12 protein-coding genes are annotated in these 11,425 nt (G+C 74.3%); 6 read left to right on the top strand and 6 right to left on the bottom strand.

Annotation, left to right across the window (positions count from 1 at the left end):
* Window positions 1-97: 97 nt before the first annotated feature.
* A complete protein-coding gene (locus AC07A4_RS33390; protein ID WP_478606028.1) occupies window positions 98-1,456 on the top strand; it encodes a M20/M25/M40 family metallo-hydrolase in 1,359 nt (452 codons plus the stop codon).
* Window positions 1,457-1,477: 21 nt separating this feature from the next.
* Here the strand turns inward: AC07A4_RS33390 and AC07A4_RS33385 are convergent, their stop codons facing one another.
* The gene (locus AC07A4_RS33385) at window positions 1,478-2,158 is read right to left on the bottom strand and encodes a response regulator (protein WP_478606027.1); all 681 of its coding nucleotides are present in this window, start codon (window positions 2,156-2,158) and stop codon (window positions 1,478-1,480) included.
* Between the two features lie 19 nt (window positions 2,159-2,177).
* Window positions 2,178-3,383 carry a sensor histidine kinase gene (locus AC07A4_RS33380; RefSeq protein WP_478606024.1) on the bottom strand — a complete coding sequence of 402 codons (1,206 nt, stop codon included), beginning with the start codon at window positions 3,381-3,383 and terminating at the stop codon, window positions 2,178-2,180.
* 470 nt (window positions 3,384-3,853) lie between these two features.
* On the opposite strand from AC07A4_RS33380, the gene AC07A4_RS33375 reads away from it, so the two are divergent.
* The 3 genes from AC07A4_RS33375 (at window position 3,854) to AC07A4_RS33365 (ending at window position 7,286) form a co-directional block, all read left to right on the top strand.
* Window positions 3,854-5,206, top strand: a complete 1,353-nt coding sequence (locus AC07A4_RS33375) for a tannase/feruloyl esterase family alpha/beta hydrolase (RefSeq protein ID WP_478606022.1) — start codon at window positions 3,854-3,856, stop codon at window positions 5,204-5,206.
* A gap of 137 nt (window positions 5,207-5,343) precedes the next feature.
* Complete coding sequence (locus AC07A4_RS33370) at window positions 5,344-6,060, top strand: MBL fold metallo-hydrolase (RefSeq protein ID WP_478606262.1); 717 nt, start codon at window positions 5,344-5,346, stop codon at window positions 6,058-6,060.
* Window positions 6,061-6,290: 230 nt separating this feature from the next.
* Window positions 6,291-7,286 (top strand): helix-turn-helix domain-containing protein, encoded by a 996-nt coding sequence (locus AC07A4_RS33365; protein WP_478606020.1) that lies wholly within the window; start codon window positions 6,291-6,293, stop codon window positions 7,284-7,286.
* Between the two features lie 15 nt (window positions 7,287-7,301).
* Here the strand turns inward: AC07A4_RS33365 and AC07A4_RS33360 are convergent, their stop codons facing one another.
* Entirely contained in the window at window positions 7,302-8,345 is a 1,044-nt protein-coding gene (locus AC07A4_RS33360) for an NUDIX hydrolase (RefSeq protein WP_478606018.1), read from the bottom strand.
* Here AC07A4_RS33360 and AC07A4_RS33355 point away from each other — a divergent pair.
* Window positions 8,242-9,039, top strand: a complete 798-nt coding sequence (locus tag AC07A4_RS33355; protein ID WP_478606016.1) for an STAS domain-containing protein — start codon at window positions 8,242-8,244, stop codon at window positions 9,037-9,039. The genes AC07A4_RS33360 and AC07A4_RS33355 overlap by 104 nt on opposite strands.
* Before the next feature lie 151 nt (window positions 9,040-9,190).
* Here AC07A4_RS33355 and AC07A4_RS33350 read toward each other — a convergent pair whose 3' ends face one another.
* Together AC07A4_RS33350 and AC07A4_RS33345 are read right to left on the bottom strand one after the other, a co-directional pair.
* Window positions 9,191-9,268 (bottom strand): 50S ribosomal protein bL37, encoded by a 78-nt coding sequence (locus tag AC07A4_RS33350; RefSeq protein ID WP_478606259.1) that lies wholly within the window; start codon window positions 9,266-9,268, stop codon window positions 9,191-9,193.
* 154 nt (window positions 9,269-9,422) lie between these two features.
* Window positions 9,423-9,827: a MerR family transcriptional regulator gene (locus AC07A4_RS33345; RefSeq protein ID WP_478606014.1), complete on the bottom strand. Its 405-nt coding sequence runs from the start codon at window positions 9,825-9,827 to the stop codon at window positions 9,423-9,425.
* Window positions 9,828-9,886: 59 nt separating this feature from the next.
* Between AC07A4_RS33345 and AC07A4_RS33340 the strand changes: the two genes are divergently transcribed.
* Window positions 9,887-10,816, top strand: a complete 930-nt coding sequence (locus AC07A4_RS33340; RefSeq protein ID WP_478606012.1) for an NAD(P)-dependent oxidoreductase — start codon at window positions 9,887-9,889, stop codon at window positions 10,814-10,816.
* A 53-nt stretch (window positions 10,817-10,869) separates the two neighbouring features.
* Here AC07A4_RS33340 and cpt read toward each other — a convergent pair whose 3' ends face one another.
* Complete coding sequence (gene cpt, locus AC07A4_RS33335) at window positions 10,870-11,409, bottom strand: chloramphenicol phosphotransferase CPT (protein ID WP_478606009.1); 540 nt, start codon at window positions 11,407-11,409, stop codon at window positions 10,870-10,872.
* Window positions 11,410-11,425 lie beyond the last annotated feature (16 nt).

The following is an 11,425-nucleotide window of genomic DNA, read 5'->3' as shown; positions in this document are numbered from 1 at the left end:
CCGTCCAGCGGCGGGCGCGGCGCCCACCCCTTACACCGTCGCGACACCGCCCCACCCCGTCCTCAGGGACAACGTCGCACCTACGAGGAGCGTGCCCATGCCGTCGCATCCGATCGCCGAGACCGTCGCCTCCCTCATGCCGCGGGCGAAGGCGGAGCTCACCGAGCTGGTGGCCTTCAAGTCGGTGGCGGACTTCGCGCAGTACCCGAAGAGCGAGAGCGAGGCCGCCGCGAACTGGGTGGCCGACGCGCTGCGCGCCGAGGGCTTCCAGGACGTCGCGCTGCTCGACACCCCCGACGGCACGCAGTCGGTGTACGGCTTCCTGCCCGGCCCCGAGGGCGCCCCGACGGTGCTCCTGTACGCGCACTACGACGTGCAGCCGCCCCTCGACGAGGCCGGCTGGGCCACGCCCCCCTTCGAGCTGACCGAGCGAGACGGCCGCTGGTACGGGCGCGGCAGCGCGGACTGCAAGGGCGGCGTGGTCATGCACCTGCTCGCGCTGCGCGCCCTGAAGGCGAACGGCGGCGTGCCCGTGAACGTGAAGTTCATCGCGGAGGGCTCCGAGGAGCAGGGCACGGGCGGCCTTGAGCGGTACGCCGAGGCGCACCCCGACCTGCTGCGCGCCGACTCCATCGTCATCGGCGACGCGGGCAACTTCCGCGCCGGTCTGCCGACGGTCACCGCGACACTGCGCGGCATGACCCTCGTCCGCCTTGAGGTCGACACCCTCGAAGGCAACCTGCACTCCGGGCAGTTCGGCGGCGCCGCCCCGGACGCGCTCGCCGCGCTGGTGCGGGTCCTTGACTCGCTGCGCGCCGCGGACGGCTCGACGACGATCGACGGGCTCGACGCCGCGGGCGTCTGGGACGGGCTCCAGTACGACGAGGACGCCTTCCGCAAGGACGCCAAGGTCCTGGACGGGGTCGGCCTGATCGGCGACGGCACGGTCGCCGACCGCATCTGGGCGCGCCCCGCGGTCACCGTCCTCGGCATCGACTGCCCGCCGGTGGTCGGCGCGACCCCGTCGGTGCAGGCCAGCGCGCGGGCGCTGATCAGCCTGCGGGTGCCGCCGGGCATGGACGCCGCGCACGCCTCCAAGCTGCTGCGCGCCCACCTGGAGGCGCACACGCCGTGGGGTGCCCGGGTGCGCACCGAGCAGGTCGGCCAGGGCCAGGCGTTCCGCGCGGACATCACGAGCCCGGCGTACGAGGCGATGGGCGCGGCCCTGAGCGAGGCGTACGACGGCCAGCGGATGCAGGCCTCCGGCATGGGCGGCTCGATCCCGCTGTGCAACACGCTGGGCGCGCTGTACCCGGACGCGGAGATCCTGCTCATCGGCCTGAACGAGCCCGAGGCGCAGATCCACGCGGTCAACGAGAGCGTGTCCCCTGACGAGCTGGAGCGCATGTCGGTCGCGGAGGCGCTGTTCCTCCAGCGGTACACGGCCGGGGTCTGACGGCCGCCGCCGCTGCCAGGGTCACAGCAGCCCGTTGTCGCGCGCGTAGAGCGCCGCCTGGGCGCGGCCGCGCAGGCCGAGTCGGGTGAGGATGCGCGAGATGTGGTTCTTGACGGTGCCCTCGCTGAGGTAGAGCCGCGAGGCGATCTCCCGGTTGGTGGCCCCGGCCGCGACGAGCCGCAGGATCTCGATCTCGCGGGCGGTGGGCGGCCCGCCCGGCGCCGGAGCGGCGGGCGGGGGCGCGGCCGCCGGTGGCGGGGGCGGCGCGGCGGCCAGGCGCCGGGTCACCGCCGGGTCGAGCTGGGCGACGCCCCGGTGCGCGAGCCGTACGGCGTCGGCGAGTTCGGCCGCGGGCAGGCTCTTCAGGAGGTAGCCGACGGCGCCGGCCCGCAGCGCCCGTACGACGTAGTCGTCGTCGTCGAACGTGGTCAGCATGACGGCCTTGGGGGCGGGCGCCCGCTCCCCGAGGGCATGGACGGCCTCGACGCCGTCCATGCCGGGCATGCGCACGTCCATGAGGACCACGTCCGGCCGCAGGGACAGCGCCGCGGCCACGGCCCCCGCGCCGTCGGCGGCCGTGCCCACCACCTGGATGCCGGGCTGGATGGCGAGCAGGGAGGCGATGCCCTCGCGGACCAGCTCCTGGTCGTCGACGACGAGCACGCGCACGGCGTCCGGGGGCCCGGGTTCCGGTGTGCTCATGCGGTACGTCCCGGTGCGCTCATGGCGTACGTCCCGTCGTCCCCGGCGCCGCCGCCGTCGACGCGGCGCGGGGCACCGTCACCGTCACCGTCGTGCCCGCGCCGGGCTCGCTGTCCACGCGCAGCTCGCCGCCGAGCAGGTGCAGCCGTTCGCGCAGTCCGCGCAGCCCGACGCCGGGGGCGTGCCGCGCGGAGCCGGGTCCCGGCAGGCCCCGGCCGTCGTCCGCCACGGTGAGCCGCGCGGACGCGGGGCCGTAGGCGACGCTGACCGTCACGGCCGTCGCCGCCGCGTGCCGGCGGGCGTTGGTCAGGGCCTCCTGAGCGGCCCGGTACAGGGCCGTCAACTGGGCCGTGCCGTACCCCGTCTCCTGCCCCGCGATGTCGAGGCCGACCCGGGGAACGCCGCCTTCCGCGTGCCGGACGAGGTCGGTGAGCGCCGCGGACAGCGAGAACGGCTCGTCCCGGTCCCGCAGGGCCCGTACCGACTGGCGGACCTCCTCCAGGGCGCGCCGCGCCGACCAGCGGGCGGCGGCGAGGGCCTGGTCGGCGGCCGCGGCGTCCCGGTCGCGGAAGGCCTCGGCCTTCTCCACTTGGACGGCGATGGCCGTGAGGTGGTGGCCGAGGCTGTCGTGGATCTCGCGGGCGAGGCGGTTGCGCTCCTCGGCCGTGGACAGTTCGGCAACCCGGGCCGCGTACATCCGCAGCCGGCCGTGGGAGGCGGTGAGTTCGGCGACCGTCGACTCCAGGCGCCGCCGCGCCTCCTGCTCGCCCGTCGCGACGGCCGCCATCGACACCGCGAGCACCAGGCCGAGCCCGAACATCAGCAGGTCGGAGATCGCCTCGACGTCCCGGTACCAGCCGTCGACGGCGAGGACGTACCAGCCGAGCAGCGCGCTCGCGCAGGCCGAGGCCAGGGTGAGGGCCACCCGCCGCCCGAACGCGAAGTAGGCGGTGAACGGCACCAGGACGAAGAGCACTCGCGACAGGCCAGCGCCGTCGCAGGCGGCCACCGCGACGAACAGGGCGAGGCGGGCGAGGAACACGCCGACCACGGCGGCGCGCGCCGCGGGTCCCGGCCCCCGTCGGCGCTCGGCCGCGTCCAGCGCGAACAGCGCGGCGAGCCCGGCCACGAATCCGGCCGTGCGCGGGAGCGGCTGGGGGTTCTCGCCCGCGAGTTCGTACGCCACGCCCGCGATCAGGACGGCCGCGTACAGCACGGGTGACACCCACGGCACGGCGCGCGCCGGGCGCACGGGCGGCGGCGCTAGGGTCCTGCTGGTGGATCTCCGTGGGTGAAGGAGCGGCGTTCGGTGCGTGCTCTCGGCGTGCCGGGCGGAAGTCCTAGTAGCGGAGCTACTTGGGCTTTCGTCCGGTGCGGCGAGAGGGCGTGCCGGGCGACGCGACGCCGCGGAGATCCACCAGCAGGGCCCTAGGGCGGTGCGGGTCCATGGTGTGGCCGTCATGCGCGCCTCCCCCGTCGGCCTGCGGTCACCGTACTGGGCGGGGGCTCGCCGCCACGACCCTCCGGGCGCGGCCGGTGGTGCTCTGGCCGTTCGGCACGTGCCGAACGGCTACGGCCGCGCGGTGGGTGCCCGTCCGCTGTCCGGTCGGCACTCACCGCCGCGGACCGCCGTTCCCTACGGTCGCCCTGCCCGTGCGCCCCTCCCAGGGCGCCGCATCGCGGAAGGGACCCCGCATGATCCGTCACCTCGCCTCCGTCACCGCGGCGTTGCTGCTCGCCGCGCTCACCCCGGCCGCGACGGCCGCGCCCCCGGACGGCTGCTCCGCCGAGCGGCTGCGGGTGCCCGGCGCCGAGAAGACCGTCGGCGCCTGTCTGCGGGACCTGACCACGGCGGGCACGGTCGCCTCGGGCCACACCGACCCCGCCGACTGGGCGGGCCTGGTGGCTCCCGGCACCCGCGGCCCGTCGTCGGAGGTGCCGGGCGTGCAGCTCGACGGCTACTTCCCCGACTCCTCACGCACGAACCCCACGCACGGCTGGGACCACGACAGCCAGTTCGTGATCCGGCTGCCCGAGCGCTGGAACGGCGGCCTGGTGGTGGCGGGGCCGCCCGGCGTCCGCGAGCAGTACGCCAACGACCGCACCATCGGCGACCACGTCCTGGCGCGGGGCTACGCGTTCGCGGCCACCGACAAGGGCAACACCGGTCCTACGCTGTACCGCGACGGGCGGCGCCCCGGCGACGCGATCGCCGAATGGCACCGGCGTCTGACCCAGCTGACCGTCGCCGCCCGGCTCGTCGCCGCCCGGCACTACGGCAGCGCGCCCCGGCACACCTACGCGGCGGGCATGTCCATGGGCGGATATCTGGTGCGCTGGCAGCTGGAGAACGTGCCCTGGCTGTACGACGGGGGCCTCGACTGGGAAGGGGTGCTCCTGACCCGCGAGTCCCCCAACCTCCTCGCGACGCTGCCGCCCGCGCTGCGCGCGTACCCGCGTCTGGTGGCGGGCGAGCCGGGGGCGCGCCGGGCCATGGCGGCCGCCGGGTACCCGCCGGAGTCCGAACCGCTGTGGGACGCGCACTACCGCGCACAGTGGGACACCTTCCAGCGGCTGATCCGCGAGGAGGTCGACCCCGGCTACGACGGCGCCACCGAGGCCGGGACGCCGTTCTGCCGCGAGGGCACGGGGCGGGGCTGCGACACGGACTACGACTACGCGGCGCGCCCGCGTGCCGTGCACGACACCGTGGCCCGCCTGGCCCTGACCGGACGCGTCGGGCGCCCCCTCGTCACCGTCCACGGCACCCTGGACGCGCTGATCCCCATCGGCCCGGGCTCCGACCGCTACGCGCGCCTTGTCGACACCGCGCGCCGGGGCGCGCACCACCGCTACTACCGGGTCGTCGGCGGCAACCACACGGACGGCCTGTACGGCGCGCACCCTGCGCTCGTGCGCCCGCTGCTACCGTGCGCGCGCGACGCCTTCGACGCGCTGACGGCCTGGGTGGAGGACGGCACGGCGCCGCCGCCCAGCCGCACGGTTCCGCGTCCGCAGGGCGACCCGGTGCATACCTGCGCGCTCTGAAGGGAACGCCCCGGCCGCCGCGCGGCGGCCGGGGCGCTGTTGGCGCTCGCGCTCTGCCCCGGGCAGAATCCGTCCGCTCAGGGTGAAGGGCCCTCGCCCCGGTGCCGGGGCGTTCGTACGGTCGCCGCATGAACGCGATCGAGATGACCGAACTCCGGCCCCGGCTCCACCTCTTCCGCTTCGCCATCGGCCAGGCCTACCTGTGGCGCGACGAGGACGGCCTCACCCTGATCGACGCGGGCCCGCCCGGTTCGGGGCCCGGCATCGTGGACGCGCTCACCGGGCTCGGGCTGCGCCCCGGCGACCTGCGGCGCGTCGTCCTCACGCACTTCCACAGCGACCACGCGGGCGGTGCGGGCGAGGTGGCAGCCCTGACCGGGGCGACGGTGCTCGCGCACTACCTGGACGCGCCGATGGTCCGGGGCGAGGCCCCGGGGACCGCGCCGGTCCTCCAGGACTGGGAGGAGCCGCTGTTCGCGACGGCGTCGAAGGACGTCCCGAAACCGACCGAACAGCGGGTGTACGCCGCCGAGGTCCAGGAAGTGACGGACGCCGACGTCCTGCCCTTCGGCGGCGGCGCGCGGGTCGTCGGGGCGCCGGGGCACACGTCCGGCAGCATCGGCGTCCATCTGCCGGAGCACGGCGTCCTGTTCACGGGTGACGCCGTCGCGCACGCCCCCGAGCCGGGTGTGCTCCTCGGCGTCTTCAACCAGGACAGGGCCCAGGCCGTCGCCTCGTTCCACCGCCTCGCCGCGCTGGACGCCGACACGGCCTGCTTCGGCCACGGCGACCCGGTCCGCACGGGCGCCACGGCGGCGCTGCGCGCGGCTGCGGCGCGATACGAGCGGGTCTGATCCCCTGCCGACGCCCGTGACCGGGGCCCACGATTCCGCTCCTCACCTCTGAGGAAGACCCGGTACCTCTGGGGAAAACCCGGTTCCTCGCCGCCGAAAAGAGACTCCTGCCGGGCCGAACCTGCTGGTAGAAGGGGGGCAACGGGGGCGACATCCGGGGGCCCCGTCCATGCGCCGCTCCGTGCTCCCGGGCGCCCCGCCACGGGGACGACCGGCACGGGGGAACCGGAATGCTCAGAATTCACTTCACCTCTGACGACCTGGCACGCACCCGGTTCAGCGAGGAACCGGACCCCATGTGGGAGGTGAACATCAGCCTCCACCGCCTCCAGCGCCGCGACGCCTCCGTCCTCTTCGGCCCCTGGCGGCAGCAGGTGGCCCCGCACCTGCCCGCGGCCACCCGCCAGCTCGCCGTCCTCTCCCCCGCCCGCGGCTACACCTGTGACTTCCTGACGCCGGGGACCGGCCAGAGCCTGGCCGCGCAGACCGAGGCCCTGCGCGCCACGCCCCGCCGACGGCTCCGCGCCGACCTGGAGACCTTCCACCGCATGCACCCGGGCGTGCGGCTGCCCGCGTGGGCGGCGGACCTCGCGACGGGCTCGGCGCGTCCGCTCGGGCGGCTCGCCGACACCGCCCAGCTCTACTTCACCACCGGACTGCGGCCGTACTGGCCGACCATCCGCGACGCCATCCGCCATGACGTGATGCTGCGCGCGCGGCAGGTGGCGCACGGCGGCTGGGCCGCCGTTCTCGGCAGTCTGCACCCGTCGGCGCACTGGCACTACCCGGTGCTCAGCCTGGACTTCCCCGTCGATCAGGACCTGCGCCTGGAGGGCCGGGGCCTGCTGCTCCAGCCCTCCTTCTTCTGCCGCTACCGCCCGACCGTCCTCTTCGACCCCAGCCTCGAACCCGTCCTCGTCTACCCCATCGAGCACCGGCCGGGCTGGGAGCGCCCCGGCCACGGCCCGCGGGCCCGGGGCTCGCTCACGGCGCTGCTCGGCCGGGCCCGGGCCCTGCTGCTCGACGCCGCGGCCGACGGCACGTTCACCACCGGTGAGCTGGCCCGGTACACCGGCCTGAGTCCCTCCAACGCCAGTCGGCACCTGGCGGCGCTGCGCGAGGCGGCGCTGATCTCCAGCCGCAGGTACCGCAACACGACGCTGCACACGATCACCGGGCTCGGGGCCGCGCTCCTGGACGGCCGTCGGCCCTCGCTGCGCGCCTGAGCGGGCCGCCCGGCCTCATCCGCCGACCGGCTCGCCCGCCTCCAGGTACAGCGACACGCCCCGCTCCCGCGCGCGCAGCGCCCAGCGGAGGCGTTCGTAGCGCACCGGCGGCAGCAGCCGGGCGGCCTCCTCCTCGGTGACGAAGCGCCAGTCGCGCAGTTCCGGCCCCGGCAGCAGCAGGCGCTGGACGTCCGCGCCGTCGAGGACGCCGCCGTCGAAGAGGAAGCGCATCCCTCCGTATCCGGGCGGCGCGGGCGGCTCCCAGTCCGCGACCAGCAGCCGGGGCGCCTTGGTGAGGAGCAGTCCGGTCTCCTCGGCGACCTCGCGCACCCCGGCGCGGGCGGGAGCCTCGCCGCGTTCGACGACACCGCCGGGGAACTCCCAGCCCGGCTTGTACGTCGGGTCGACGAGCAGCACCCGGTCCCGCTCGTCGAAGAGCAGCACGCCCGCGGCGACGGTCTCCGCGGTGGGCTCGGGGGTCTGCACGATGTCGCAGACAGAGGCGGCCCCGGTGCGCACGGCCTCGGCGATGCGCTCCGCCGTCTCGTACGGGGTCAGGGCGCTGGTGTCGAGACGGTGGGCGTCCGCGCCCAACCAGGCGGTGAGCGCGGCGAGGTAGGGCTCGATGTGGTCGAACGACCACTGCCGGACGCTCAGTTCGCCGTCGGGTGGGTCCGGAGGCAGGTCGCGCTCGGCTATGCGCGCACGCAGGATCGTTTCGTCCGGAGCGAGCAGAACATGGCGTATGGGTATGCGCCGGGAGGCGAGACCGCCGAATATCTCGTCGCGGTACTCCTGCCGCAGCAGTGTCATCGGCACCACCAGGACCCCGCCGAGCTCGGCGAGGAGTCCGGCGGCCGTGTCGATCACCAGGCGCCGCCAGATCGGCAGGTCCTGGAAGTCACCGACCTCGGCGAGGTGTTTCGCCGGCAGCAGATGCGGGAGCGCGCCGCCGATGACCTCGGGGTCGAAGAGCGTGCTGTTCGGGATCAGCTCGATCAGTTCCTGCGCGGCGCTGGTCTTTCCCGCACCGAACGCGCCATTGATCCAGACGATCACGGTTCCCCCTCTTCTGTTGGCCCCCAGTGGCTTGCCCGCAACACAGTGCCACGGAAACCAGCCGCTGATGAGGGCGACTACCGCCAGACCAAAAGCCGCCACATCATGTCAAGTCCCTCAGAACAACTTCCCCCCATCGAGTGGCACGGCCCCCGTACGAATCGTTCCCGCACCGCACGGCGGGCCCCTGGCCGCTAGCGTGATCCGCCAGGCACCCCGGCCCCTGGTGACCTCCTCATTCCGGTTGCTTCATCGCATCAGCCCCGGCTTCACGTGCCGACCGGGGCCCGCCCTGGGGGGACTAGTGCATCAGGACGAACTGAGCGAAATCGCTTGCGAGATTCCGGAGTTACCGCCTCGGGTCTATGAGTCCGGGGACAGCGTCGTGGTCGAACTGCACGGCGACATCGACGTCGTGGCCTTCCAGCGCGCGCTGCCCGTGGTCGACCCGGTGACGTCGGGAGGTGCCGAGACCGTCGTCATCGATCTGAGCCACGCGACGTTCTTCGACTGCTCCGGCCTCGCCCTGCTCCTGCGGGCACAGCGGCGCCTCGCCTCGCGGGGCGGCCGGCTGCGGGTGGTGTGCAGCGATCCGATGACGCTGCGCGTCATGGGCATCACCGGCGTACGGGTCAGTCTGTCGCCGGTGGCGTCGCTGCGGGAGGCGCTGGCGCGGCCGGGGCCCGAGCCCTAGGGCCCGGCGGCCTGCGCTGGCCGCGCCGCCTGCGCTGTTTCTGCCCTGTCTGCCCTGTCTGCCCGAAGATCGCGGGGCGGCCCGCTCCCCCGAGCCGCCCCGACCGCGCCCCGGGGCGCCCGGACCCATCGGCCCGGCGCCCCGGACGCGCTCAGGACTGCGGCCGCTTCCCGTGGTTGGCCGCGTGCTTGCGGCGGCTCTTCTTCTTGCGTCGTCGCCTCGAGGACATGGATGTGCTCCTCTCTCGGCCGGTTCGGGCGGGGCGCCCGGTGACACCGGGTGCGCCGCGAGCGGGCGGGGTGCGTTTCCGCCTGCTTGGCGCGTTTCCACCGTCGCACACCGCCGTCACGGCCGCGATTCGCCGCCGCCGCGCGCCCGCCGCGTCACGGCGCGCTCGCGTAGCAGGCCCCCTCCGCGCGGACCGCGTCGGGCGGGCCGGGCAGCGGCGCGGTGATGATCTCCTGTAGCCGGTCGCGGGCGGCGAGGAGACCGGCGATGGCCTCGTCGATGCGGTCGCGCTCCTTGGTGAGGTCGGGCAGCATGCCGGTGCAGGCGGGGGCGAGCACATCGCCGTCGTCGACCATGCAGGGCAGCAGCTCGGCGATGGTGGCGGTGTTCAGCCCGGCGGCGAGCAGGACGCGGATGCCGCGCACGGTGGTCACGTCCTCTTCCGTGTACTCGCGATAGCCGCTGGGCCGCCGCACCGGAGCGAGCAGCCCCTGCTCCTCGTAGTAGCGCAGCAGCCGCTGGCTGACCCCGGTCCGCCGCGCGAACTCGCCCATGCGCATGTGATCACCACCACGTTCCGTTGACTCTCACATCGATGTGAGAGATCAGTCTAGGGCGCATGACGAACCACGCATCGACGACCGCGACCACCACCCCAACTGCCAGCGCCACCACCCCCGTCACCGTTCTCGGCCTTGGCCCCATGGGTCTCGTACTCGCCGAGACCCTCCTGGCCAAGGGCCACCCGACCACGGTCTGGAACCGCACGGCCGAGCGCGCCGACCCCCTCGTCGCGCGGGGCGCGCGCCGGGCCGCGAGCGTCGCGGAGGCGCTGTCGGCGAGCCCGGTCACGGTCATGTGCCTGGACACGTACGACACGATGTACGAGGTCCTCGGCTCCGCCGGGGACGCCCTTGACGGGCGGGTCCTGGTGAACCTCAACTCCGGTACGCCGCAGGAGGTGCGGGCCGCCGTCGCCTGGGCTTCCGAGCGCGGACTCGGCTATCTCGACGGCGCCATCATGGTGCCGCCGCCCCTGGTCGGACAGCCGGACGCGGTCTTCCTGTACAGCGGACCGCGCCCCGTCTTCGAAGAGCACCGGGCGACGCTCGCGAGCCTCGGCGATCCCCGGTTCCTGGGCGAGGACCCGGCGCTCGCGGTGCTGTACAACACGGCTCTGCTGCACATGATGTACGCGACCATGAACGGATTCCTGCAGGCGTCCGCCCTTGTCGGCTCGGCGGGGGTGACGGCGACCGAGTTCTCCGCTCTCGCGCTCGACTGGTTCATGCCCTCGGTCCTCGGCCCCATGATGGCCGAGGACGTACCGCAGCTGGACGAGGGGAACTACCCTGGCGCCCTGGGCACGTTGGTGATGAACGTCAACGCCCTGGAACACATCGCTCGCGCTTCCGCCGAGCAGGGCGTCCACACCGAACTGCCGGTACTGATGCGGGAGGTCGCCGAGCGCGCGGTGGCCCAGGGACACGGCGCGGACAACTATCTGTCCGTGTACGAGATCTTCAAGCAGGCGTCACCGGCCGCCTGACGCCGTCGGCCCGCTGAGCGCACCATCGCCACCCGCCCCGTCTCGTCCCCCGCTCACCCCGGGCCGAGGCGGGCGGCGATGGTGCGCGCGCACTCCAGGGACTCGGTGTGCGTGGTGTCCACCTCCACGTCGTAGACCATGCCCTGGTGCACCGCGTCCGCCTGCGCGGCGGCCATGCCGAGGGCCCGGTCGCCTCGCGCGACCTCGCGACCGGCGGCGACCTCACTGGCGCACCGGACGCCGACCCAGAGCGCGGGCAGGTCGCCCAGCGCCTGCCGCCACCGGTCCTGGGACGCGGAGCCGCTGAGGAAGACCTCGTCGATGACGACCCTGGCGCCCGCGCGGACCATCGCCACCACGCCCTCCGTCCAGGCCGCCTCCAGCGCCCTGAACTCCGGCCCCACGCTCACCGTGCCGTCCGCGGCGATCTCGATCCCGTCGTCCGACGCCCGCATCCTCGCGGGCAGCGCGTCGACGAAGGAGTCGGCCCCGAACGCCAGCCACGGATCGGGGAGTACGGCCTGCAGGCACCGTACGATCCCGGACTTCCCCGAGCTGGAGCCGCCGTTGAGAATGATCAGTCGCGTGGTCATCGCGCCACCGTACGAC

This window comes from Streptomyces sp. NPDC043996, from assembly GCF_056435225.1.
The sequence above is the reverse complement of the archived record's forward strand: the minus strand, read 5'-3'. Positions and strand labels throughout refer to the sequence as shown.

What these genes read in the sequence shown, in the direction of transcription:
- AC07A4_RS33340 (WP_478606012.1), top strand. Translation starts at nt 9,887, where the DNA reads ATGACGAACCACGCATCGACGACCGCGACCACCACCCCAACTGCCAGC.
- AC07A4_RS33375 (WP_478606022.1), top strand. Translation starts at nt 3,854, where the DNA reads ATGATCCGTCACCTCGCCTCCGTCACCGCGGCGTTGCTGCTCGCCGCG.
- AC07A4_RS33390 (WP_478606028.1), top strand. Translation starts at nt 98, where the DNA reads ATGCCGTCGCATCCGATCGCCGAGACCGTCGCCTCCCTCATGCCGCGG.
- AC07A4_RS33365 (WP_478606020.1), top strand. Translation starts at nt 6,291, where the DNA reads ATGCTCAGAATTCACTTCACCTCTGACGACCTGGCACGCACCCGGTTC.
- AC07A4_RS33345 (WP_478606014.1), bottom strand. Translation starts at nt 9,827, where the DNA reads ATGCGCATGGGCGAGTTCGCGCGGCGGACCGGGGTCAGCCAGCGGCTG.
- AC07A4_RS33385 (WP_478606027.1), bottom strand. Translation starts at nt 2,158, where the DNA reads ATGAGCACACCGGAACCCGGGCCCCCGGACGCCGTGCGCGTGCTCGTC.
- AC07A4_RS33355 (WP_478606016.1), top strand. Translation starts at nt 8,242, where the DNA reads ATGACCTCGGGGTCGAAGAGCGTGCTGTTCGGGATCAGCTCGATCAGT.
- AC07A4_RS33350 (WP_478606259.1), bottom strand. Translation starts at nt 9,268, where the DNA reads ATGTCCTCGAGGCGACGACGCAAGAAGAAGAGCCGCCGCAAGCACGCG.
- cpt (WP_478606009.1), bottom strand. Translation starts at nt 11,409, where the DNA reads ATGACCACGCGACTGATCATTCTCAACGGCGGCTCCAGCTCGGGGAAG.